Origin of the sequence: Luteibacter jiangsuensis, assembly GCF_011742555.1 — a bacterium.
GTDB lineage: Bacteria > Pseudomonadota > Gammaproteobacteria > Xanthomonadales > Rhodanobacteraceae > Luteibacter > Luteibacter jiangsuensis.
Genome location: NZ_JAAQQR010000003.1, coordinates 229,232 through 253,990, shown reverse-complemented (window position 1 = coordinate 253,990; position 24,759 = coordinate 229,232). Strand labels below are relative to the sequence as shown.

Here is a 24,759-nt window from a genome sequence, read left to right as displayed (position 1 = left end):
AATTCGATGTCCTGTTCCGCGATGGCGGCGGAAGGCGTGGCGTGCATATCAGACATGGGCGGCAAGCTCTTCCGTGCGGGCGGCCTCGGTCCGTGCCACGACGTCGGCGGGGATGTGGTAGTCGCGCTTGTAGTTGAAGGTGTGGCCGATGGCCGTGACGATCAGGGCCACGAAGGCAAGGCCGGCCACCAGGAACATGTGCCAGATCATGGCGAAACCGAACACGAAGGCGAGGCCCGCGAGGATGATGCCCGCGCCGGTGTTCTTCGGCATGTGGATGGGCAGGTAACCTTCGAGGCGACGGCCGGCGTTGCGCTCCTTCATGTCCCACCAGGCGTCCATGTCATGGATGACCGGGGTGAACGCGAAGTTGTATTCCGGCGGCGGCGACGAGGTGGACCACTCCAGCGTGCGGCCGTGCCACGGATCGCCGGTAACGTCGCGCAGTTCGTCGCGGCGCTTGTAGCTGACCCAGAGCTGCACCAGGAAGGCACCGATGCCGAGCGCGATGAGGAAGGCGCCGAAGGCGGCAATCTGGAACCAGATCTGCAGCGACGGGTCCTCGAAGTGGTTCATGCGGCGGGTGACGCCCATGAAGCCGAGGACATACAGCGGCATGAAGGCGACCCAGAAACCGACCAGCCAGAACCAGAAGGACACCTTGCCCCAGAACGGATCGAGCCGATAGCCGAACGCTTTCGGGAACCAGTAGTTGATGCCCGCGAACAAGCCGAAGATGACGCCACCGATGATCACGTTATGGAAGTGCGCGATCAGGAACAGGCTGTTGTGCAGCAGGAAGTCGGCCGGCGGCACGGCAAGCATGACGCCGGTCATGCCGCCGATGACGAAGGTGACCATGAAGCCAACCGTCCACAGCATGGGCACGTCGAACTTGATGCGCCCGCGGTACATGGTGAACAGCCAGTTGAAGATCTTCGCGCCCGTGGGGATCGAGATGATCATGGTGGTGATGCCGAAGAACGAGTTGACGCTGGCACCCGAGCCCATGGTGAAGAAGTGGTGCAGCCACACGAGGTACGACAGCACCGTGATCACCACCGTGGCATACACCATGGACGCATAGCCGAACAGGCGCTTCCGGCTGAAGGTGGAGGTGACTTCGGAGAACACGCCGAACACCGGCAGCACCAGGATGTAGACCTCGGGGTGGCCCCAGATCCAGATGAGGTTCACGTACATCATGGCGTTGCCGCCGAAGTCGTTCGTGAAGAAGTTGGTGCCTACGTAACGATCGAGCGAGAGCAGCACCAGCACGGCCGTCAGCACCGGGAAGGCGGCGACGATCAGCACGTTGGTGCAGAGCGAGGTCCAGGTGAAGATGGGCATCTTCATCATCGACATGCCCGGGGCGCGCATCTTCACGATGGTGGCGATCAGGTTGATGCCCGATAGCGTGGTCCCGACGCCGGCCACCTGTAGCGACCATATGTAGTAGTCGACACCGACATCCGGACTCTGTGCCAGGCCCGACAGCGGCGGATAGGCCAGCCAGCCGGTGCGCGCGAACTCACCCACGAACAGCGACGCCATGACGAGCATGGCGCCCGCCACGGTCATCCAGAAGCTGAAGTTGTTGAGGAACGGGAACGCCACGTCGCGCGCGCCGATCTGCAGCGGCACCACGTAGTTCATGAGGCCCGTGACCAGCGGCATCGCCACGAAGAAGATCATGATCACGCCGTGGGCGGTGAAGATCTGATCGTAGTGGTGCGGTGGCAGGAAGCCGGGATTGCCGTTGAAGGCGATGGCCTGCTGGGCGCGCATCATGATGGCGTCGGAGAAGCCTCGCAGCAGCATCACGATGCCGAGCACCATGTACATGATGCCGATCTTCTTGTGGTCGATGCTGGTGAACCACTCGCTCCACAGATAACCCCAGAGCTTGTGCTTCGTGATGAGCGCCAGCAGCGCGATGCCGCCGATGGCCACCGCGATGAAGGTGCCGATGAGGATCGGCTCGTGGTACGGAATCGCCTCGAGGGTGAGGCGTCCGAAGATCAGTTTGGCTAGATCGGGCATGTTCATTACCGGGCTCGGCAAGGCTTGAGTTCGTTGGAAGCCGGGGCGCTCAAAGCGGCCGTCCGGCAGGCGTCATCGGCTGGCCGCCGGCATTGCTGGCGACGCACAGGGCGCCCACGTAGCGCTTGTCGTCGGCAATGCCCACCCGCGTGCGCGTGGCTGCATCGAGCGACGTGACGTTGTAGGTGCCGACGATGCCCTGCCCGCCCTGGGCATCGAGCGCCATCATGTCGCTCATGCACATGCGGTTGGACTCGACGCAGCGGTTGAGGATGGCGTTGTACAGGCCCGGGGCCACCGAGGCGTAGTAGTGCACCGGTTCCTTCTCGCTGGGCTGCTCGAGCTTCAGGTAGTCCTCGCGGCCCAGGGCCGTGCCGCTGGCCTTGGCCTTGGCCACCCAGGCCTGGAAGTCGGCGTCGGACAGGCTGTGGAAGCGGAAGCGCATGTCGGAGAAGCCGGCGCCGCTGTAGTTGGCCGAAATGCCCTCGAAATCGCCGGTTTTGTTCATGACCGCGTTGAGCTTCGTTTCCATGCCCGGCATGGCATAGATCATGCCGGCCAGGGACGGGACGAAGAAGGCGTTCATGACGGTGGAGGCGGTGATGTGGAACTCGATGGGACGATCGACCGGCGCGGCCATCTCGTTCACGGTGGCAATGCCCTGCTCCGGGTAAAGGAACAGCCATTTCCAGTCGAGCGCCACGACCTCGACCACCAGCGGCTTGGTGTTCGGCGCCAGGGCGCGGGCGTGGTCGATCTGGTCCACGGGACGGTACGGGTCGAGCTTGTGCGTGCTGGTCCAGGTGACGGCGCCCAGGGCGATGATGATCAGCAGCGGGGCCGACCAGATCAGCAGCTCCAGCACCGTGGAGTGGTTCCAGTCCGGATCGTATTCGGCATGGGCCGCCTTGTTGGACTCGCGGTACTTCCACGCGAAGGCCAGGATCATCACGATCACCGGGACGATGATGATCAGCATCAGGACCACGGAAATGATGATCAGGTCGCGCTGCTGCCGGGCGATGTCGCCGGACGGGGAAAGCAGCACGGCGTCGCAGCCCGACAAGAGCAGGGCCAGGGCGGGGACGAGTAATCCGCGCAACATCTTCATGGACATTCGCATGATGGAGGCAACCGTGGGGACACGAAAAAATACGCCGAACGGCTCGCGGCCACCATAGGACACTTTGTCCCATGGCCCTGCAAGCCGAGTAGTGCGATCCTTGGCTATCCTGCCATCCACCTTCCCCGAGCGGGCCGAATACGATGTCGATTTCACACGCCGATCACCATGCCGCCGAGGGCGCCGAACGCGACGTCCGGCGCCAGCACCAGACCAGCCACGCGGCGGTCGCGCCCGGCGAGATCGCCGTGGGCGTGGTCATCGGCCGCGCCTCGGAGTACTTCGACTTCTTCACGTACGGCATCGCGTCCGTCCTCGTGTTCCCGTCGGTGTTCTTTCCGTTCCTGAACCAGCTGGACGGCATCCTGCTGGCCTTCACCATTTTCTCGTTCGCCTTCATCGCCCGGCCGATCGGCACCACCCTGTTCATGGCGATCCAGCGCAACTGGAGCCGCGGCACCAAGCTTACCGCCGCCCTCTTCCTGCTCGGCACCTCCACGGTATGTATCGCCTTCCTGCCCGCGAACACCTCGCACGGCTACGCGGTGATTGTGATTCTTGCCGTTTTGCGCTTCTTGCAGGGCATTGCGCTGGGCGGCTCCTGGGACGGCCTGCCCTCCCTGCTGTCGCTCAACGCCCCCAAGCACCGCCGCGGCTGGTACGCCATGCTCGGCCAGCTGGGGGCCCCCACGGGCTTCCTGATCGCCGCCTCCCTGTTCCTGTTCCTGAACACCCAGCTGTCGCGTGAAGACTTCCTCGGCTGGGGCTGGCGCTATCCGTTCTTCGTGGCCTTCGCCATCAACGTGGTGGCCCTGTTCGCCCGTCTGCGCCTGGTGGTCACCGAGGAATACACCCAGCTTCTCGAAGAAGGCCAGCTCGAGCCCATCGGCATCATCGAGATGGTGCGGGCCCAGGGGTACAACCTGTTCATCGGCGCCTTCGCGGCCCTGGCCAGCTATGCCCTGTTCCACATCGTCACGATCTTCCCGCTGTCGTGGATCTCGCTCACCCGCTCGCAGGACATCAACAACGTCCTGATCGTGCAGATCGTGGGCGCCTTCGTGGCCATCCTGGCCACCGTGGCCTCGGGCGTCATCGCCGACAAGGTGGGCCGTCGCAACACGCTCGGCACCATGGCCGTGCTGATCGGCCTCTTCGCCATCGCCTCCCCGTGGCTGCTGGGCGGCGGCAAGGTGGCCCAGGACGCCTTCCTGGTCATCGGTTTTGCGCTGCTGGGCCTGTCGTACGGCCAGGCGGCCGGCACGGTCACCGCCAATTTCGCCCGCCGCTTCCGCTACACGGGCGCGGCCCTGACCTCCGACTTCGCCTGGCTGGTGGGCGCCGCCTTTGCGCCGCTGGTGGCCCTGGGCCTGTCCCAGCGCTTCGGCCTGGGCGCGGTCAGCCTCTACCTGCTCTCCGGCGTGGCTTGCACGTTGCTGGCCCTGCGCATCAACCGGGCGCTGGAAACCGACAAGAACAAGGCGTAAGCCCCGAGGGTGACCTGGGCGGCTCCCGTAGGAGCGCGCCCTGCGCGCGACATCGTTTCGCGGTGGCTTTGAGCTGGCGCGCCAGCTCCCGGGCACGGACTCAAAACATGTCGCGCGCAAGGCGCGCTCCTACCCATCTCTTGCCGCGCCGGGCGTCCGAAATAGCCGCCCGATCTCCGGCGGCGCGGCCGGCCGTTCGGGCGCTACCCTAGCGCCCATGCTCTTCGACCTCCCCGACCACGACACCCTCTACCGGGCCCTGCTGGACCGTGACCCCGCTTACGACGGGCACGTGTACGTCGGCGTGACGAGCACCGGCGTGTTCTGCCGGCTGACCTGCCCCGCGCGCAAGCCCAGGCTGGAGAACACCCGCTTCTTCGATTCCGTCGCAGGCTGTTTCGAGGCCGGTTTCCGGCCGTGCCTGCGCTGCCGGCCGCTCGACCCCCTGGGCCAGCGCGAGCCGATGGTCTCGGCCCTGCTGCGCCATCTCGAGGACGAACCGGAGCGGATATGGTCGGAGGACGACCTGGTGCGCCTCGGCTATGACCCGTCGACGGTGCGGCGCAGCTTCAAGCGCCACCTTGGCCTCACCTTCCTCGACATGGCCCGGTTGCGCCGTGCCGGCCGAGGCATGGACCGGCTGGCGGCCGGCGCCAGCGTGATCGACGCGCAGCAGGAGGCGGGATATGCGTCGGGTAGCGGCTTCCGCGAAGCGATCGCCAGACTGCTGGGCGACTGTCCGACCGAACTGCGCGGCCGCGAATGGCTGAAGGCCGAGTGGGTCGAGACACCGATCGGCAGCATGCTTGCGGTGGCCGACGCACGATCGCTGCACCTGCTCGAATTCTTCGACCGTGCCGCCTTGCCGAACGAACTGAAACGCCTGCGTGCGGCCACGCGTTCCACGATCGCCTTCGGCCGTACGGCCGCCATCGAGCGGATCGAAGCGGAACTGCGCGAGTATTTCGCGGGTACTCGCCACACGTTCGAGACGCCGTTGGCGATGCATGGCTCGCCCTTCACCCGCGCGGTGTGGGACGAGCTGATGGCGATCCCCCCAGGCACGACGCGGAGCTACTCGGAGATTGCCGCGGCGGCGGGCCGGCATACGGCAGTGCGTGCCGTGGCGCGTGCAAATGGGGCGAATCAGATCGCCATTGTGATTCCGTGCCACCGGGTGATCGGTGCCGACGGCTCGCTGACGGGCTACGGCGGCGGGCTGTGGCGGAAGGACTGGCTGCTGCGGCACGAGCGCAAGTTCGCGGGCTTGCCGTAGCTGGCCGCTGCCGCGGGATCGCCGGCAGAGCCGGCTCCCACAGGCGGCGGCGAGTCCAAGAGCGCTCGGCGGGATATCTGCTGCCCCTGGAGCTGTCGGCTTTCTGTGGGAGCCGCTTCAGCGGCGATGGTGCTTGCCTCACCCCACCACAGGATACGGCCCGTTCTCGAACACGGTGTCGTGGTACCCCTTCACTCCCACCGCGCGCGCCATCTCGCTGCGAAAATCGTCGCCGCGGCGCAGGCAGTCGAGCACGAACGCGAAATCGCGCTTCGGCTTCCACCCCAGGTCGCGCGTGGAGCGGCTGCTGTCGTAGACACGATCCAGCGACGGCAGCAGCTTCCAGCCTCGTGTCGCGTACAGCGCGTCGACATCGGGAAACAGGCGGCGAACCACGGCGGCGGCGTCACAACGCAGGGCCGCTGTGTCGTCGCGAGAGAAGGGCGTCGTTGCCGACACGATATACCGGCCGAACCCCAGCACAGGGGCTCGTTCGAGGGCCAGCAGATGTGCCTGAACGATGTCGTCGATGTCGGCACGGCGATAGAGCAGCTCGTTGGCCTGCATATTGGCTGTGTCGTAAGCGGAGCGCACGTGCGCGTTGTCGTCGTCCTCCGGGAAGAAGCGCGAGGTGCGGAGCACCAGCACGGGTAAGCCTTCTTTCCGGGCGACCAGTTCGCACATGCCTTCCGCCGCGATCTTCGTCGCACCGTAGATGTTCTTCGGCACCGGCACCACATCTTCGTCGATCCATGCCGCCGGCTCGCCGGGCGCAGGCGACAGCGCCGCACCGAACGCACTGGTGGTGCTGGTGAAGACGAAAGCGCGCACACCCTGCGCCACCGCGGCCTCCAGCAGCGCCACGGTGCCGCCCACGTTGGTATCGACGAATTCGCGCTTGGAATGCGTGGCCACGTGCGGCTTGTGCAGGGTGGCGCTATGAATGACCTGTTCCACACCTGACAACGCCTCGCGCACGAAGGCCTCGTCGTGAATGGAGCCGACGACATGCGTATGCGCGGAAGGCTTGATGTCGAGGCCGCGCACGTCGCGGCCTTCGGCCTGCAGGCGGCGCACCAGCGCCTCGCCCAGGTGCCCCGCGCTACCGGTGACGAGGACGGTCATGGTCCCTTACCAGATGAGATCGTCGGGTACGACGAACTGCTTGTAGTAGTCGTCAACTTCTTCCTCGGACTGCACGGCCGCGCCTTCCTTCCGGCCGTGATCCAGCACGATGGTTTCGGGGGACCTCGCATGGATCTTGTCCGCCGGCAGTCGAGGGATGAGCTCGTAGCCGTCGCCAAGGCGCGCGATGACCAGTGCGCCGGATGCGAGCTGGCCGCGCAGGGATTCGTTCACGAAGATGCTGGCGATCTTCTCGCCGTCGGGGAAGCGGTAGGCGACATCGCCTTCGCGCTTCACGCGGGTGGTCTCGACGATCTGCCGCACCTGCGCGCGGATCTCCCGCGCACGGGCCTCGGCATTGCGTTCCGCTGCCAGGGCCCTGTCGCGCTCGGCACGTTCGGCCTGCAGGCGGCGAGCGTCCACCTGCTCTTCCGCCGGCGCGGCGGGTGCCTTGCCCTGGCGCTGCTTCGCCTGGTCGCGAACGATCTTGGCGGCCTTGTCCTTCTTCACGAGGCCGGCCTTGAGGAGCTGTTCTTGCAGGGGGTTGCGCATGGTGCGTGCTTCGTTGCTTGCGGATCCCCCGATTCTAGCGCCGAAGATTCCTCAACGGATGCCCAGGGACCGAAGCTTCGCCACGAGGAGGGTCGCCATTCGCTTCGAGGGGTAACCTCTGGCATCCGCCGTGTAGCGCATCAACCCCACGGCCACGGTGGAGGCGCCGTCCACGGCCTCCACACGCCAGCGGAGCACGCCATGCGCCACGCCCGTGCCGGCATCGACGTTCAGGCGCAAGGGCACGATGACGAGCCGATGCGTGACGCCTGCCGCCGACTCGTCCGGCCGCTGGGCCTCGAGCAATGCGTTCTCCGGTAGCACACTGCTGCGCCGCATACCCTCGCCGTCGGCCACGCGTACGTCGATGGCCAGCGCATGACGCCGCACGGATTCGTCCACGTCGGTGACGATTGTCTCGATGTTGCGCGCCGCAAGTTGCTTCGCAAGCTCGCTGTCCAGCTGCCTTGCGTCGCGATGCAACCGTTCGTACCCCATGGCATGCAGCGGTGCGAACGAATAGAGCGCCAGCTTGCGAACCACGACGTCGTCACCCCCGTCGACGCGCTTGCCGACGCTCGCGACTGATGCGCAGCCCGTGACCGAGGTGACAAGCGCAATCAGCGCGACCCGCGGAAGCCACGCCGCGCGATGCCCGGACACGACCGCGCTCACATGAAGTCGACGAGGACCGTAACGGGCCTGCGGAAGCGGCCGCCGCGCACGGTCGGTTTGCTTTCGCGCAGGCGCACGTTGAAAACGAAGTCCTCGCCCGTCCCCACTGCGTTGAAGCGAACCTCTTCGCCCGGCTTGATGGTGTTCCGCCGGCTGTCGCCGATCTCGAGGCCCACGTTCTCGGGCGCATCGCTGCCACGCAGCGAGAACAGTTCTGGGGTATCCGCATCGGCATCGGCGGGAGTGCCGAAGGTGAAGTGCGCGACCATGCCCACGGGTTCCAGGCAATTCTCCACCGTGAGGTGAAATTCCTTCCACTGTGTAGCCCGCTCGGGCGTGGCGAAGTTCGCCACGCTGTAATCGCCGACATTGAACTCCTGGTTGATGCTGTCGCTGGCGATCGAGCAGGCGGGCCGCCGGAAGATCAGCTTGAAGATTTCCATCGAACGGAAGACGACCAGACCGCCGCCGCTCTGGTCCACGTTCGATTGGGCGATGGCGCCGGGATCCACGTTTCCGAATTCCACCGGACCGCTCATGCGGTAGATCTCGTAGCTGACCACGTCCTGGTCGCTGCGAACGGTGTCTCCTTCGTTGAACGTTCGCGTGAAGTCGTGCGGGAAGCTGCGTCGGATGCCGCTCGCGCCTTCCTCGAGGAAGAGGCGGATGCCGAATCCGGACGGCTTGCCGCCGACCGTGAGCGGCAGCAGACCGTCGGGTGGATTGCCGGCCTGCCAGCGTCCCCGGAAGGTGGCATCGCCAGCGCCACAGGTGAGCAGGAGCTTGCCTTCGCCCGCGGCGCGCCCCTCGCGCACCATCGTACCCACGGGGATGTCGTTGTACACGTCGACATACGTTGTCTGGCCGATCTGGTACGTGGCCAGATTGTTCATGACGCATCCCGGCAAAGCCATGGCAGGGGCGGCATGCATCGCTCCGTAAGCGATGGCGCCGCAAAGCGCGTGGCGAAGGAATGGTTGTGTCCGTTGTTTCATGGTTACCTCTTTCCGTAGACATAGCGCGTCGAGTTCATCACGACAGTGGCCTGCGCTGCGCCGGCGGCTGCCAGCGCGACGGCGGCAACACAGATCCCGCGCCCCGCTTTGCGGATCGTTCCTTGCATGGTTCGGATATTCCTTGGCGAAGGCGTTCGGCCGCCGGTATGCCGGCGGCCGATCTTTTGCTTACGGTGCCTCGTAGCGGATCGAGTACACGACCGAGCTGTTCGCATCACCGGCGGTGATGTTGCCGGTGCGTTCGAAAGCCGCGGAGTGGGCGATCACAGCCTGGTTGTCCGCAACCGTTTCCTTGATCACGCTCTGGTCCGGGCTCCAGACGTCGATGGGATCGCCGTTCTTGTTGAACAGACGGATCTGCACGCCCTGTGCGGCGCCGGTGGTGATGAGGGCACCGGTGAGAGGATCGACCGTGGAGCCCGGCTCGAACGCCGCCCACACCTGAGTGCCGTTCGTGCAGGTCGTTTCACCGGTCTGGCCCACGTAGATACGAAAGCCCGTCGTGCCGGCGTGGCTGCCCACGTTCGGGAAGTCGCCGGCATTGACGCCCTCGATGGGCACGGTGAAATCGGGGTTGCCCGTGCCGGGCTGGCCGCCGCTGACGGTGCAGGTGACATTGCTGATGGAACCGGTGAACGTGATCGTGCCGGTGGAAGCGAAGGCGGCCGGAGCCGCCAGCCCTGCGATGAGCAGGGCCGATGTGATTGCCTTGAGGTTCATCCGATTAACCTTGTTACGTTCTAGAGAAGCAACGACCCAGAGTGGGTCGTCGGCCGTAGGGAGGCACGGGGCCTTTCCCCGTGCTCACGCAGCCGAGTGCTCGTCTACGCGAGCGACAAGGATTTTGTCGGATTTGGCCTACAAGCCATATGGAAGATTGCTCAAAAATCGGACTTCCTTTCGGAAGTCCGAAGAGTCTCGCACTTTGCGACACATGGGGCACCGTTCTCATGACAGACCGGTGCCCACCGTGTTATTGCGCGCCCGCGATCTATTGGCCGATCTTGCGCAGTGCCTTGCCACTCATGAGATTGCGCTCGATCTGCTCGAGGCTCACGTTCTTCGTTTCCGGAACCAGCCAGAAGGTGACGACGATGAAAACGGCGTTCAGCCCGGCATAGAGCCAGAACGTGTTCGCATTGCCGAAGCCGCTCAGCAGGCTCAGGAAGGTCGCGCCCACCACCATGTTGGTGATCCAGTTGGTAAACGTGGAGCAGGCGATACCGAAGTCGCGGCCCTTGAGCGGCTGCACTTCCGCACACAGCGTCCAGATCAGCGGGCCCGCGGACATCGCGAAGCCCACGATGAAGAACAGCAGCATGCCGACGGTGAACAGCTGCTCGCCGCGCGTGGCGATACCGAGCGACATCATGGTGCCCACGGTGCCCAGGCCCACGGCCATCATGGCGAAGCCGGCGTAGAGAATGGGCTTGCGGCCCCACCGGTCGACGAACGCGAGCGCGATGAGCGTCGCCAGCATGTTCGTGAGGCCCACCACCGCGGTGAACACCATCTGGGTGTGCGTGTCGTAACCCATCTCCTTGAAGATGCGCGGCGCGTAGTACATCACCACGTTGATGCCGGTGAACTGCTGCACCACCTGGAGCAGGACGCCCAGGCCCACGGAGCGGCGGAAGTTCGGGTTCTCGCGGAACATGCTCCAGCCGTGTTGGCGGGTCTTGAGCTGCTCGTCGATGTCGGCGATTTCGCGCCGCACCGTGTCCTGGTCGCCGCGCAGCCTGGTCAGCACCGTTTCCGCGTCGTGCCGCCGTCCCACGAGCAGCAGCCAGCGCGGGCTGTCCGGCAGGAAGAACAGGCCGATGAGGAACAGCACGCCCGGTGCGGCGATCACGCCGAGCATCCAGCGCCAGTTGCCGCTGGCGCTGAAGGCCGTGTCGGAAAGGAAGGCAAGGAAGATGCCGGTGGTGATCATCAGCTGGTAGGTGGAGATCATCGCACCGCGAATCTTCTCCGGCGCAACTTCCGCAAGATAAAGCGGCGCGGTGAATGCCGCGATGCCGATGGCGAGGCCGAGCACGAAGCGCGCCACAATGAGAATAGTGGGCGTTCCCGCCACGGCGCAGAAGATCGAGCCGGCGACGAAGAGGATGCCGGCGAGAATGAGGGAACGCTTGCGTCCCAGGGCGGCCGACATCCAGCCAGCGCCCACCGAGCCGACAGCGGCGCCACCCATCATCGCGCTGACGATCCACTCGATGACGTGGTCCGAAACCTTGAACTCCGCCTGGATGAACTGCGTGGCGCCGGATATCACGCCGACATCGAGTCCGAACATGAGGCCCGCGAGGGCGGCGAGGATACAGGTGGTGACGATGGCCGCCTTGGGGTGGGCGGCGTGGGTTTGCTGCGTGGCGGCATCCATCAACGGTTCCTTGCGTGGCGATCCCGGCATTGGATGCCGTGACATGTATTGAAGTTGTGTACGCGCCGCCCGGGCGGCGCGCGTGTGCCCGGGCGACTGCCCGGGGTGTCAAGGGACCGTCCGCTCAGTTGTCGTCGCTTTCCCCCTGAACCCAGGGATCATAACTGCCGAAGTACCAGAGGTGGCCCTCCGGGTCGCGAGCCGAGTAACCGGCGCCGCCGTATTCCTTTTCCTCGTAGGCATCGACGATGGTGGCCCCCGCCTTCCGTGCGCGCTCGTAATGGGCCCGCGCGTCTTGGATACCGTAGGTATTGTGGGAGCCGCTTCAGCGGCGATGGGCGCTTGCGGCAAGCTTGCCCGCTGCCGCGGGATCGCCGGCGAAGCCGGCTCCCACAGGTTTGGCCTACTGTCGCGCTTCCAGAACCAGTGCTCTCGAATCGGTCCGACCCTGGTCGTCCACCACGCGGACGAGGAAGCGCCCCACGTGTTCCGGGGTCCACATGAGCGGCTGTCCGTTCGGGACGCTACCCAGGTAAGCGTCGTCGACGAACCAGTACAGCGTGCGCGACCCGGCGTCGGCCGTCGCGACGAAGGCGATGCGCTCGCTGCCCATGCGTGACGTGCGGATCTGGTAGCTGCTGCCCTTGAGCGGCGAGGTGATCCTGGGCGGGTCGCCGGCCGGTTGTCCGCCGCCCTGGCAGTCGGGAAGCGCGGGCGGCGTGCGCCGCGGCATGCCTGCCTGCGCGAAGACCCGCGCGAGATCCGACGGCCAATATTCGTAAACTTCCACGCGCGTCCTCGCAGGATCGTACGGCGGGCATGCGGGCTTGCCGGTGGCGATGTCCACGACCACCGGGCGGTGCACATTGCTTACGCGGATGGGCGACTTGCCGGGAATGAACCACGTGCTGCCGACTTGCGGGCACCAGGCATTCGGCAGGTCGCCGCTGGCGAGGCAGATCGGCACGCGCCTGAGGTTGGGTGGATTGCGGCGGATCGGCTCGGCCAGGCCGGGCCGCTCGGCGCGCAACGCATCCGCGATACGGAAGAACAGCGGTGCCGCCGCGTCGATGCCGACGAAGGCGGGATTCCCCGCACCGTCGAAGTTGCCGATCCAGACCACGAGCACGTAGGGACCGAAGCTTCCGGCCGTCCATGCATCGCGGAAACTCCACGACGTACCGGTCTTCCAATACACGGGCAGACGCGACGGTTGCGCCGGCAGCGCATCGTCGGGCCGCGGATTCTGGCGAAGCATGTCCATGACCATGAAGCTGGCCTCTTCGCTGAGCATGCGCGTGCCGCGACTGGACGGCGTGTTTTCAAGCAGGCGAAGCGGCCGAAGCTCGCCGCGGTTCGCCAGCATGGCGTACAGCCGAGCCAGTTCCTGCATGGTCACTTCCCCACCGCCGAGCACAAGGGCCAGGCCGTAATGCTGTTCGCTGGCCATCCGCGAGACGCCGGCGTCGCGCAGGAACTGGTAGAGATTCGGCGATGCCAGTTTCGCCGCGATCTGCACGGCGGGGATATTTCGGCTGCGCACCAATGCCTGCGTCGCCGTGACCGGTCCGAGGAAATGGCCGTCGAAATTCTCCGGTGTATAGGGACCGAAGGCCGACGGTACATCGCGCAGCACGGTTTCCGGATGCAGCACCCCCTGATCGAAGCCCAGCGCGTAGATGAAGGGCTTCAACGTCGAGCCCGGCGAGCGCTTTGCCAGTGTGCCGTTCACCTGACCGAGGATGGAGGCGTCGAAATAGTCGGCCGAGCCGACTATGGCCTTCACGCCCATGTCCCGCGTGTCCACGAGGATCGCCGCCGCGTTGCGGATGCCACGATCGGCCCCGCGCTCCACGTATTGCCTTACCTGTCTTTCCAGGCTGTGCTGCAGGCCCAGATCGAGCGTGGTGCTAACGCGCATGTCGTCGCCGCCGTCGATGCGGCGCTCCGCTAGCACTTGCTCGACGAAGTGCGGTGCTTCGAACGGCAGACGGGACAACGGCCTCAGGCGCAACGGAAGTTCGAAAAGCGGACGCGCGGCGGCATCTTCGGGATGCCGCGTTATCCAGCGGGCGAACAGGCGGTCGCGCGACATCTTCAGCGACGTGTCGATCACCGCTGCACCGTCCATGCGCCCCGGCACGCCGCGGCCGGGCTCCTGCGGAATCACTGCAAGGGTAAGAGACTCCGGCAGGCTGAGCCGCGACGGCGCCTTGCCGAAATAGGCGAGGCTGGCGGCTCCAACCCCTTCCACGTTTCGACCGAAGGGCGCCGCATTGAGATAGGCCTCCAGGATGTCGTGCTTGGAATAGAAGAGTTCCAGCTGCAACGCGCGGCCCACCTGCACGAGCTTGCCGCCGGGGCTGCGCGTGTCGAGGTGCCACATCAATCGGGCCAGCTGCATCGTGATGGTCGACCCACCCTGCGGATGGCGCCCACGGACATAGGTCATCCAGGCACCGCGCAGGAGGCCCCATGCGCTCACGCCGGGATGCCAGCGGAACCAGCGATCCTCATGCAGGAGCACCGCGTTCACCATCGCCGGCGACACGTCCTCTAGCGGCACCCAGAGCCGATACTGCTGGTCGCTGGCGAGCGTAAGGCGCAGCAGCCGCCCGTTCGCGTCGTAGACCGCCGTGGACGACGGAAACGATGCACGCAGCGGATCGTGCGGCCAGAGGCGGCATCCGACGAGGACACCGGCGACCAGCAGCACCGCCGCCAGCGCGTTGTGCCAGCGGGGAAGCCTGAAAGGAAGGAAGGACCTCATGCGATGCGATGACCGGCGCGCCCCCTGTAGGAGCCGCCATGGCGGCTCCTACAGACAGGCGGTCAGGGTTTGCGCTCCACGGTCAGCGTGCCGCCGCCCGGCGCCTGCGCCTGCACGGTGCGGTCGTACAGCGATTGCGCGAGCGCGGGTGGAATGACGAACCGTCCGGCATTGGTTGCCTTTATACGGTAGACGAACTCCTGCACGTCGCGGCTCGCGTAGCCGTAGACCACCACGCGATCCTCCCGCACGTCCGCGTACTCCGGCTTCCACGTGGACTCCGGAAGGCCAACCGGCGAGCGCCAGGCTGGCGTGCCGTCCTGACTTTCGCCGCCTTCCGCTTCGCCCTCCTCGGACGATTCCTCCGAGGAAGCATCGTCGCCAGCCGCGGCCTCGGTTGCGGCCGCCTCCGCGGGCGCCGTGTCGAGTACCGGCTCGAAACCACCCGGAAGGAGGTCCACGATCGCGACATCGGCCACGCCGTCATCCTTCGTGGCGCGAATGCGCACGTGCACGTTCACTTCGTCGCCCGTATTCACGGTGTCGACCGACTTGCCGTCCAGCGTCGTATAGGTGCGGGTGATTTCCAGGCCGTCCTTGCGCACGTCGGTCGACGGCTTGCGGTCGAAGCCCGTCTGCGCCACCCCGTACCACGCGGTGGTGTCGGCATCGTTGACGAGGCGCAGCCTCTGCGTGCCCGCCGTCCAATGCGCATCGAGGATGGCGCCCTTGGGCGCTCCGATCGGCGTCACCGTGCCGTTGGCAGCCACCGCGCCGATCGACAGCTTCGCGGAATCGCCGCCCTCCTTCGCCCAGGCGTCGAGCGCAAGCACGATCATGCCGGACGACAAGGTGTTGTAGTGCCCCTTGCCCAGCGGACGCACCAGGTTCTCCACCGTCTGTGGCGGAAGCGCCCTGGCCTCTTCGGGGAAGTGCTTCGCCAGGAGGTAGAGCACCGAGGCATCGCGGATCGGTGCGTCGTAGTAGTCCGCGTACGCATACGCTTCATCCGCCGGTGTACGCGTGAGCAGCTTTCGCGGCCCCGCGATCAGGTCGGCGGCCAGCTTGTCCTGGTGCATCAGCTTGTACGATGCCGCAAGCCAGGCGGCGGCCAGGTCGTTCTTCCATTCCTTCGGATAGGCCTCCTGCAGGCGCCGCTGCACGGACGCCAGGTCGTTCGTGGTGACGTTGCCCTGCCGGGTGAGCAGATAGATGGCGTAGGCACGCTGCCGCATGTCCGCCAACGCGTCTCCCGAGTCGTCGGCGGCGATCTGGCGCAATGCGTTGTCGGCCGAAGCGAGCATGTCGCGCGGTATGGCCACGCCACGGTCGCTCGCCTCGATCAGGTAATGCACGGCGTAATCGGTGGCGAAGGCGTGCGTATCGGGCGTGGCCGTCCACAGGCCGAAGCCACCCTGCCCGTTCTGCCGGGCACGCAGCGTGTCGAGCAAGGCAGCCACCGGGTCCGCCGGCGGTGCCGAGCCGTCCTGCATGTGCGCCGGCTTCACGTCGCCGAACTCCGGATGCTTGCCGAACACCAGCGCCGGCATCGCCGCGCTGATCACCTGTTCCGTGCAGTAGTGCGGAAAGTCCACGAGATAAGCCGCCAGCCCGCGCGCGAGCACCGCCGGCACCGTGGAGAACGCGGCGTCGCGCACGGCGTACTCGTCGTGCATGTCGCGAAGACCTGTGACGTCGCCGCGCGAGTGCGCATCCACGTGGCCGAACGCGAGGTCGGTGCGCATCGGCGAGGCGGGCCGCACCGAGAGGTCCACGCTTTGCTTCGCCGACTTGCCGCCGTAGTTCGCGGTGAAGGTCATGTTGCCGGAACCCAGCTTGTCCGTGGCGCGGACCCGGAAGATCGCCACGCCTTCACGCATCTCGCCAAGGCTGAGCGTTTTCGCGGCGTCGCCTACGATCTGCAACTGCGGACCGAGCTTCAGGTTGACGGCCACCGGCACGTCCTTCCCGCCCAGACCGGTGAGGTTGTTGGCCACGCCGACGCTGATTTCCGCTTCGTCGCCGGGCGCGAGCGTGGTCGGTACGTTCGGCGACAGCACGAAGTCGCCACGCACGGTGGTCGCGCCCTCGAAGGTGCCCATCCGCTCGGGCGACACGGCCACGGCCATCACGCGGAGCTTGCCGTTGAAGTAGTCCGGCACCTTGTAGGTGAGGTCGCGCGAACCGTCGACGTCGACGATGCCCGACCAATACGCCACCGGCTTGTCGCGCTTGCGCCGGAACGGATTCAGCTGACGCCCGATCGCGCCCTCGGCATCGCCGCCCGGTGCCGCCATGCCCATCAGCTTCTGGAAGTCCGGAATGATGAGATCCAGGATCTGCGAGGTGGAGACCTCGAGCATGCGCTTGCGGAAGAAATACTGGAGCGGGTCACCCAGCTTGTAACGGGCCACCTGGAGGATGCCCTCGTCCACCGCGAACACCACGGCGCGGGTGGGCGTGGGCGACGTGACATGGAAGGTCACGGTGTCGCCGGGCTTCACGAGCGCGGGCGATTCCACGGTGATGGCATCGCGGCGTGCGTCCATGTTCACGGAGAACGGCACCACGCCGAACGACAGCGGACTCATGAAGATCTCGTCGGATGACGGATCTCGGACATACTGCACGTTGATGTAGCCGTTCCCCTCGAAGCCCGCCGGTACGGTGATGTGCTGCACGGAACTCGTCGTGTCCGCGTGGAACCACGCGTGCGCGTACACCTTGTCGCGCTCGATCGTGATGAGCCCGGAGCCGGCGTATGGCGCACGGATGGCCACGTCCACCGCTTCGCCGGGCGCATAGTCCTTCTTGGACAAGGTGAGCTGGAGCTCGGCGTTCCGCTCCAGTGAGCGTGAAACGTTGCCATCGCCCGCTACGGACCACGCCACGCGATTCACTTCCTTGCCGTCGGCGTTCTTCACCACCAGCGCGAAGTTGCCCGGCTTGTCCGTCGGCAGCGCCACGTCGAGTCCGGCCGCGGGGATCGTGAGCGGCGTTTCGGAAAGCGTGGTCTCGCGTGCCTTGGATTCGTACTTGAATACACCGGAGTCCTGCTTCGTCAGGACCGACACGAAGCGCGTTTCGACGATGGCCTGTTTCAGGCCTTTCAATTCGATGCGCTTCGCACCCGGATCGATGGCCACGAGGTTCACGGTGCGCTTCGCATCGCGGCTCACGTAATCCAGGTTGTCCACCGACTTGTATCCCACCAGCCAGTCGTTGGAAGACACCATGCCCTGCGTGGCGGCGGCCACGCTGCGTCCGCCCTCGGCTTCGTACGCCTTGGCGAGGAAGTAGAGCTGATAGGTGGCGTCGGCATAGCGCGTGAGATCGAGCGCGAATTCCGCATGGCCCTTGTCGTCGGTTTTCGCGTCGGCCAGTTTCTCCTCGAAACCTTCCTTGGCGCGACGGATGTCGTAGAAACGGTAGTCCTTATAGCTCGGGAACGACGGGAACGCCGGACGGAGCACGAGCGAACCTTCCACCCGACGGTTCGCCGCCGGCGTGCCGAACAGGTTCTGCACATCGACCAGCGCCTTCAACTGCGCGGGCTTGACCCATCCTTCCGCCACCGTCGTGGAAAGCTTCGCGGACACCTTCATTCGATCGGGCTGGAACTCCTTCACCTGCACCGTCGTACTGCCGATCTGCGAATACGGCTTGCCGTCCTTGGCGATGTACAGGTTCACCGTCCAGTTGCCCGTGGGCGAGGTTTCCGCGGTCGTATATGCCAGTTCGGCGAAGCCGGCCGTGTCCATGGACACGGTTTCCTGGCGCACCGTGGTGCCGCGCGGGTCCACCACTTCGGCAATGAGCGGCATGCCCGCCACGCTGCGCGTCCAGCTATTGGCCCGCACGATCATGCCGATGTGGAAAAGGTCGCCGGGGCGGTAGATGCCGCGGTCCGAGAAGAGATACCCCGACAACTGGCCCTGGCTGTGCGCATTGGGTTCGCCGCCGATATCGAAGCGGGAAAAATCCAGGGACCGGTCGTACGAGCCGATCGGGAGGAACGAGAGATCCTCGCCCTGGCGCACCACGAACATCGCCGGCGCCTTCTCCTGCGTAAAGCCCGCCAGATCCGCGAAATGCGCACTTCCGTCGGCATCGGTGGTCTGGGTGAACAGCGTGCTGCCGTTCCTGGCAATGACTGACACCGAAGCACCGCCGACCGGGGCACCGCTGCGGATGGACTGCACGAAGAGGTCGTAGCTGCCGTCGAGCGACTTCTTCGCGATCATGCCCAGGTCGGTAATGACGACCAGGCGCTCGTCCCGCGGCGCGTCGTACATCATGCCGTCGTTCTCTTTCTCGGCGGCGGCTGCGGCGGCCGCCGCGTCGGGATCGCCGCCGGCCTCGCGGGCAGCGGCCTCGCGGGCCGCCTTTTCGCGCGCCGCGCGTGCAGCCTCGGCCGCCTTCGGGTCGAAGCCGGCAAGCTTCAGGAGGAACACCCCGCGCTTGCCGGAAGCAAGGTACTTGCCCAGGTCGAATCCTTCGTAATGCGCCTTGCCCGGGCCTTCGTCGGGGAAGGACACCTTGCTCACGAAACGGTCGACGATGTGATCCGGCGTGAAACTGTACATCTCGGGTTTCGTGTACGTGCCGGAATTGAGCGAAACGAGATGCTGCAGCTGGTCGGGCAGCACCCGTCCCACCTCGATGCGCATGCCCGGCATGTTGCGCGACACCACGGAAACGCGGTGATCGCCGCTCAGCGACAGCAGGGAGCCGTCGGCCATGAAACGCAGCAGCTTGGGATAATCGGGCACGGTAAGCAGGTCCGCCCGTGCCTTGGGCATCACGTAGCCGCCGAAGGATGTCATGCCCTTGTCGACCCGCACGTAGATGCGTTGGCCCGGCTGGGCGTGGTAACGGAAGCTCTGGGTTTCGGACCAGTCGTTTTCCGTCGGAACGATCTCGGGCTTCAGCCGCGCGAAGCCACGCAGGTCGGCCTCGCCGATGGTGTCGACGCCGTAGTGCTTGTGGTCGTCCATGGGCAGCGCCCACACCTGCAGTTTCTTCGCCAGCTCGGCGTCGCTCACCGGGCCACCGAACTGCATCACCACCACCTGTTCGGGCTCGAAGCGCTCGTTGTCCACCAGGGTGGCCGACACCTCGTCGAGTTTCAGGCTGTAAAGGCCGGGCACGCGCACCGAGGTTTCCAGCTCCTTCTCCGTGCCGTCGCCGCCACGGCTGGAACGGACGCCGTCGTCTAGCTTCAGGGCCACCGATCCGTCGTCGCGAGGCAGTTGCAGCGGCTGCGAATGGACGAAGGCGTTGAGCCGCTGCTCGTCGTAGGTCACCGTGAACTTGAGATCGCTGCCGCGCTTCTCGTTGCCGTTGCGCAGTTCCAGGGACAGCCGTTTCTCCAGTTGCGCCGAGTCCACCGGGTAGTTGAACCCGAGTTGCACGATGGTCTTCTTGCGGGTGGGGTCCTGCGGGTCCTGGTAGAACTCGCCGTTCACCACGCGAACGGTGAACGGCGCGGTTTCGAAGGCGAACTGGTCATCGGCGAGGAGCGCCTGCGGCGCGAATACCTTCGCCTTGTCGAAGCGAACGCTCACCTTCCGGCCTACGGGCCAGTCGCCCGCCGGGGTGAAGCGCAGCACCCGGTCGTTCTCCCAGGTCCACTGGCCGGGCAGCTTCGGGTCCATGGCGATGCCGTCCGTCACCGGCTTGCCGAGCGACTCCAGCCGTGCGGCCGAGGCCGAGAAGGTCACGACGAGGGGATGGATCGTGACGGGGGTATTGGCGTAGTCGGTGGTCTGCGGCGCGGGCGCCTCGAACGTGATGCGCTCGGGTTCGGCAGGTCTCGGCCGGTTCTGCCACCAGTGCCAGCCGAACCAGCATGCACCGGCCAACAGCAGGGCGCCGGCGACGGTCGCGGTGAATTTCAGGGGGTGGCTGCGCGCCGCCCGGCCGGTGGCGGGCACCCAGGCCGGCGCCGACCAGGACACATTGCCGAAAAGGGGCCGCAACGCCCAGGCCAGTGCCCGGAAAAGGCCGCGGACGAGGCGCAGCGGCAACAATGCGATGAAGCGAAGCAAGTCCATGGTCGTTTCCCTTTCCTTAATCCGGTTGACGGCGTCGCGGCGCGCTGCGGATACGCGAGCAGACCGCCCGTCGCGACTGCGACGGCCGGATCAAAAGCCCACCTATCCCCTTGCGTACGATGCTGTGCGCAACGTATGCCGCAGCGACGGCGGAATTCTGGCACAGCAAAGGCAATGCGCGCGCTGTTGCATCCTGGATACACAATAGAAGAATTCTGAAAATAAGAGTGAAGTACTTCGCGCGTGACGTGGCTCACGCTGACCGCGTAACGTCATGTAACACGCGGTTATGTTGCTTTATCTTCGCCACGCCGCCCGGTTTCGGGCGTAGTGGCAGGCGCGCAGGGAGCGCCTCTGCCGCCATGGACGCCCTGCGCCGGGGAATCAGGGGCGGACGCGGGGCCCGACGGTAGAAACGATGAGCGACGATGCGACCAGTTCCCTCGACGACGTGATGACGTTGCGCAACATGGCACGCACCCAACGGGTGGTGATCGACGACCTGAACCATCGAATGAAGAATATCCTCATGGTCGTGCAGGCCATGGCGCGGCAGAGCTTTCGTTGCGACCGCTCCCTCGACTGCTCGATGGAGGCCTTCGAGAGCCGCCTGCGTGCCCTCGCCAGCGCCCACGACTTGCTGCTGGCGGGACCCTCCCGGCACGTCGCGTTCTTCGGCATGGTGGAGTCCACCATCGCGCCGCACGACCCGGGCAATGCCCGCGTGAGCTTTTCCGGGCCGCCGCTCGTGCTGGACGGCGAGACCGCCGTGGCCGTGGCCATGGCCCTGCACGAACTGATGACCAACGCGAGCAAATACGGCGCTCTTTCAACGGCCTCGGGCACGGTAACCCTCGCGTGGACCTTCTTTCCCTGTCCAGACGGCGGCCGGGTACGGCTGGAGTGGAAGGAGCGCGGCGGCCCGCCGGTGAAGCCGCCGCTCCGCCGGGGGTTCGGCACCCGGTTCATCGAACGGACGCTGGCGTGCGAGGCGCATGGCGAGGCGGCCGTACGCTTCGAACCGGACGGGGTGCGGGCCGTTTTCGAGGCACCCGCCCGCCCGGCCTGACCCTCCCCGGCAACGCGTCGAAATAAATGTCGGTCGCCCTTGTCGATCCAACGGGTTCACAATCGACGTCTCCATGAAAGGCCGGACAGCCCCGGCTTCGCGTAGGAGAACGACGATGCGATTCATGGTGATGGTGCGAGCGACACCCGCCTCGGAGGCCGGCGAGATGCCGAGTGAGGCATTGCTCACGGCCATGGGCCATTTCAACGAGGAGATGTGCCGGGCTGGGGTGATGCTGGCTGGCGAGGGTTTGCACCCCAGCAGCGCCGGGGCCCGCGTGCGTTTCCTCGGCGATCGCCGCGAGGTGATCGACGGGCCCTTCGCGGAAACCCGCGAACTCATCGCCGGATTCTGGTTGATCCAGGTGCGCTCGCTCGATGAGGCGATCGAGTGGATGAAACGTGCGCCCAACCCGTTCGAAGGCGGCATCGACTCAGAAATTGAGATTCGCCGCGTTTACGATGCCGACGACTTCGGCGCGGAATTCACGCCCGAGGCGCGTGCGCAGGAGGAACGGCTGCGCGCCGAACTGGCGTCCCGTCAGTAACTAAGTACCCCCAACCAACGAAAGGAGTCCACACATGCATATCCAGCCTTACCTGTTCTTCAACGGTAACTGCGAAGAAGCATTCAAATTCTACGAGAAGGCCCTCGGCGGGAAGATCAACGAGCTGCATCGCTACAAGGACATGCCCCCACAGGAAGGTGGCGACGACAACGGTTGCGGTCCGATGACGCCGGAGCAGAAGGCCAAATTCGACGAGAGCATCATGCACGTCAACCTCACCGTCGACGGCCAGATGATGCTCATGGGCTCGGACAGCCCGCAGGATGAAGGTACCGTCCGTGGCCTCTCCATCTCCATCGGCATCGACGACGTCGAGAAAGGCCGCAAGGTCTTCGAAGCGCTGTCGGAAGGAGGCGAGGTGAAGATGCCGTTCCAGGAAACCTTCTGGGCGAAGGGCTTCGGCATGTGCACCGACAAGTTCGGCGTGCCGTGGATGGTCAACGCAGGCGACAAACCCAGTCCGTAAGGAGTGAGCCATGCAGTTCCTCATCGTCCGCAAGGCGGACCATGACAGCGAGGCCGGCGTGAAGCCGAGCCGCGAATTGATCGACGCCATGGGCGACTACATCGACACACTGGCGGCCGAGGGCCGGCTGCTGGCCGGCGAAGGGTTGAAGCCGAGCAGCACCGGTGTGCGTGTCACGTTCGCGCCGGGGCGCAAGGCGGTGACGGTGGACGGTCCCTTTACCGAAACGAAGGAACTGGTCGCCGGCTTCAGCATCATCGAAGCCGATTCCATGGAAGAGGCCGTGGCATGGGTTAAGGACTGGCCGGCGGAGGATGCCAACGGCCAGGCCGAGATAGAGATCCGCCCGATCGGTTGTCCCGGGGGTTTGTCCGGTTTCGGCAATCCGAGCGAGGAGGATTCGCCCAAGCCACGCTACATCGTCATGCTCAAGGCGAACGAGCGCAGCGAAACCGACTGGAACCCCGGTCCGGAGATCCTCGGCCGCATGAGCGAGGCCAACCGGGCGGGACATGAAGCCGGCTTCCTCATCGCTGGCCATGGTCTGTCTTCCAGCCGGCACGCGAAACGGGTCAGCTTTTCCGGAGGCAAGGCGACGGTGCTCGACGGCCCCTTCGCCGAGATCAAGGAAATGGTCGCGGGCTTCTGGGTGCTCCGGGTGGACAGCATCGACGACGTCATTGCCTGGACGGAAACCTTTCCGTTCCCGGACGGCGACGATGCCCGCCTGGAGATCCGCGAGCTGTGGCGGATGGAAGACCTGATCCCCGCGTAATTGCCGCAACGCGGCTTGCCACGCATGACGGCGAATGCTGTCATGCGTGGCCATGACCACGCACGACACCCACCGCGCCATCGACGCGATCTGGAAGATCGAATCGCCGCGGCTGATCGCGACGATCGCGCGCATGGTCCGCGACCTCGACCTTGCCGAGGAACTGGCCCAGGACGCGCTCGTTTCCGCGCTGGAGCAATGGCCGCGCGACGGCGTGCCGCGCAATCCCGGCGCCTGGCTCACCCAGGCCGCGAAACATCGCGCAGTGGACCGCATCCGGCGCGAGCGCATGGCCGGGCGCAAGCTCGAAGCGCTGGGCCAGGACATGGAAGGATTGCTGGAGTCGCACGACGAGAAACTGATCGACGCGCTCGACGACGACATCGGCGACGACATGCTGCGGTTGATCTTCACCGCCTGCCACCCCGTGCTGTCGATCGAGGCACGCGTGGCGCTCACCTTGCGCCTCCTGGGCGGCCTCACCACCGACGAGATCGCGCGCGCCTTCATCCTTCCCGAGGCCACGGTGGCCCAGCGCATCGTGCGCGCGAAGCGTAGCCTCGCCGCTGAATCGGTGGCTTACGAGGTGCCGCGCGGCGAGGCCCTGAAGGAACGCCTCGCGTCAGTGCTGCGCGTGCTGTACCTCGTCTTCAACGAAGGCTATGCCGCCACTACCGGCGGCGACTGGATGCGCCCCGCATTGTGCGAAGAGGCCCAGCGCCTCGGCCGCGTGCTCGCTGAACTGATGCCGGCCGAACCGGAAGTGCACGGCCTGATCGCACTCATGGAAATTCAGGCATCGCGCACCGGCGCACGCACGGACGCCGACGGCGCGCCCATCCTGCTGCTCGACCAGGACCGGAGCCGCTGGAACCGCCTGCTGATCGGCCGGGGCCTGAAAGCGCTGGAGCGCGCTGAAAAACTGGGTGGCGCGCGCGGCCCCTATGCATTGCAGGCCGCGATTGCCGCCTGCCATGCGCGCGCCACGCGGGCCGAGGACACCGACTGGCCGCGCATTGCCGCCCTCTACGCGGAACTGGTGGCCGTTCTTCCATCCCCGGTGGTCGAACTCAACCGGGCCGTGGCGGTATCGATGGCGGAAGGACCGGGAGCCGCCTTGCCCATCGTGGAATCGCTTCTCGACGAGCCCGCGTTGAAGGACTACCACCTTCTTCCCAGTGTGCACGGCGACCTGCTCTTCCGCCTGGGCCGGCCGGTGGATGCGCGCGAAGCTTTTCTCCGCGCCGCCGGCATGACGCGAAACGACCGCGAGCGCCGGCTCCTGGAATCCCGCGCCGAAGCGTGCGCCTTGCCCGTCCAGAGCTGACCTTCCTCGCGTTGGAATCCCTGCGGCAGCCATGGTAGCTTTGCATCG

Annotated in this window: 19 protein-coding genes; 7 read left to right on the top strand and 12 right to left on the bottom strand. The window is 65.8% G+C overall.

Going from position 1 to position 24,759, the window contains the following annotated elements; all coding sequences use genetic code 11:
• Positions 1-48 precede the first annotated feature (48 nt).
• On the bottom strand, positions 49-2,043 hold the full coding sequence (cyoB, locus tag HBF26_RS07925) for a cytochrome o ubiquinol oxidase subunit I (protein WP_167124815.1): 1,995 nt from the start codon (positions 2,041-2,043) through the stop codon (positions 49-51).
• Positions 2,044-2,092: 49 nt separating this feature from the next.
• Positions 2,093-3,166: a ubiquinol oxidase subunit II gene (gene cyoA, locus HBF26_RS07920; RefSeq protein WP_240151252.1), complete on the bottom strand. Its 1,074-nt coding sequence runs from the start codon at positions 3,164-3,166 to the stop codon at positions 2,093-2,095.
• A 143-nt stretch (positions 3,167-3,309) separates the two neighbouring features.
• Here cyoA and HBF26_RS07915 point away from each other — a divergent pair, with 143 nt between their 5' ends.
• Positions 3,310-4,653, top strand: a complete 1,344-nt coding sequence (locus HBF26_RS07915; protein ID WP_167124813.1) for an MFS transporter — start codon at positions 3,310-3,312, stop codon at positions 4,651-4,653.
• Positions 4,654-4,870: 217 nt separating this feature from the next.
• Positions 4,871-5,929, top strand: a complete 1,059-nt coding sequence (locus HBF26_RS07910) for a bifunctional transcriptional activator/DNA repair enzyme AdaA (protein ID WP_167124811.1) — start codon at positions 4,871-4,873, stop codon at positions 5,927-5,929.
• 138 nt (positions 5,930-6,067) lie between these two features.
• On the opposite strand, the gene HBF26_RS07905 is transcribed toward HBF26_RS07910, so the two are convergent.
• The 10 genes from HBF26_RS07905 to HBF26_RS07870 all read right to left on the bottom strand — a co-directional run bounded on the left by HBF26_RS07905 (position 6,068) and on the right by HBF26_RS07870 (position 20,506).
• Positions 6,068-7,054 (bottom strand): NAD-dependent epimerase/dehydratase family protein, encoded by a 987-nt coding sequence (locus tag HBF26_RS07905; protein ID WP_167124809.1) that lies wholly within the window; start codon positions 7,052-7,054, stop codon positions 6,068-6,070.
• A gap of 6 nt (positions 7,055-7,060) precedes the next feature.
• Positions 7,061-7,606 (bottom strand): DUF2058 domain-containing protein, encoded by a 546-nt coding sequence (locus tag HBF26_RS07900; protein ID WP_167124807.1) that lies wholly within the window; start codon positions 7,604-7,606, stop codon positions 7,061-7,063.
• 51 nt (positions 7,607-7,657) lie between these two features.
• Entirely contained in the window at positions 7,658-8,269 is a 612-nt protein-coding gene (locus HBF26_RS07895; RefSeq protein WP_167124805.1) for a hypothetical protein, read from the bottom strand.
• A gap of 8 nt (positions 8,270-8,277) precedes the next feature.
• Positions 8,278-9,174: a fimbrial protein gene (locus HBF26_RS07890; protein WP_167124803.1), complete on the bottom strand. Its 897-nt coding sequence runs from the start codon at positions 9,172-9,174 to the stop codon at positions 8,278-8,280.
• Between the two features lie 104 nt (positions 9,175-9,278).
• Positions 9,279-9,404, bottom strand: a complete 126-nt coding sequence (locus tag HBF26_RS19755) for a hypothetical protein (RefSeq protein WP_275690571.1) — start codon at positions 9,402-9,404, stop codon at positions 9,279-9,281.
• Between the two features lie 61 nt (positions 9,405-9,465).
• Positions 9,466-10,017, bottom strand: coding sequence for a fimbrial protein (locus HBF26_RS07885; protein WP_167124801.1), 552 nt, complete (start codon positions 10,015-10,017; stop codon positions 9,466-9,468).
• A 271-nt stretch (positions 10,018-10,288) separates the two neighbouring features.
• Positions 10,289-11,680, bottom strand: coding sequence for a sugar porter family MFS transporter (locus HBF26_RS07880; protein WP_167124799.1), 1,392 nt, complete (start codon positions 11,678-11,680; stop codon positions 10,289-10,291).
• A gap of 124 nt (positions 11,681-11,804) precedes the next feature.
• On the bottom strand, positions 11,805-11,981 hold the full coding sequence (locus HBF26_RS19525) for a VOC family protein (protein ID WP_425482984.1): 177 nt from the start codon (positions 11,979-11,981) through the stop codon (positions 11,805-11,807).
• A gap of 102 nt (positions 11,982-12,083) precedes the next feature.
• Positions 12,084-14,450: a penicillin-binding protein 1C gene (pbpC, locus tag HBF26_RS07875; RefSeq protein ID WP_167124797.1), complete on the bottom strand. Its 2,367-nt coding sequence runs from the start codon at positions 14,448-14,450 to the stop codon at positions 12,084-12,086.
• A 62-nt stretch (positions 14,451-14,512) separates the two neighbouring features.
• Entirely contained in the window at positions 14,513-20,506 is a 5,994-nt protein-coding gene (locus HBF26_RS07870; RefSeq protein ID WP_167124795.1) for an alpha-2-macroglobulin, read from the bottom strand.
• Positions 20,507-20,924: 418 nt separating this feature from the next.
• On the opposite strand from HBF26_RS07870, the gene HBF26_RS07865 reads away from it, so the two are divergent.
• From HBF26_RS07865 to HBF26_RS07845, 5 genes are all read left to right on the top strand, one after another.
• The gene (locus tag HBF26_RS07865; RefSeq protein ID WP_167124793.1) at positions 20,925-21,575 is read left to right on the top strand and encodes an HWE histidine kinase domain-containing protein; all 651 of its coding nucleotides are present in this window, start codon (positions 20,925-20,927) and stop codon (positions 21,573-21,575) included.
• Between the two features lie 115 nt (positions 21,576-21,690).
• Positions 21,691-22,122 carry a YciI family protein gene (locus HBF26_RS07860; RefSeq protein WP_167124791.1) on the top strand — a complete coding sequence of 144 codons (432 nt, stop codon included), beginning with the start codon at positions 21,691-21,693 and terminating at the stop codon, positions 22,120-22,122.
• Positions 22,123-22,156: 34 nt separating this feature from the next.
• The gene (locus HBF26_RS07855; protein ID WP_167124789.1) at positions 22,157-22,609 is read left to right on the top strand and encodes a VOC family protein; all 453 of its coding nucleotides are present in this window, start codon (positions 22,157-22,159) and stop codon (positions 22,607-22,609) included.
• 10 nt (positions 22,610-22,619) lie between these two features.
• Positions 22,620-23,384, top strand: coding sequence for a YciI family protein (locus HBF26_RS07850; protein WP_167124787.1), 765 nt, complete (start codon positions 22,620-22,622; stop codon positions 23,382-23,384).
• Between the two features lie 52 nt (positions 23,385-23,436).
• The gene (locus HBF26_RS07845) at positions 23,437-24,711 is read left to right on the top strand and encodes an RNA polymerase sigma factor (protein ID WP_167124785.1); all 1,275 of its coding nucleotides are present in this window, start codon (positions 23,437-23,439) and stop codon (positions 24,709-24,711) included.
• The last annotated feature ends 48 nt before the right edge of the window (positions 24,712-24,759 follow it).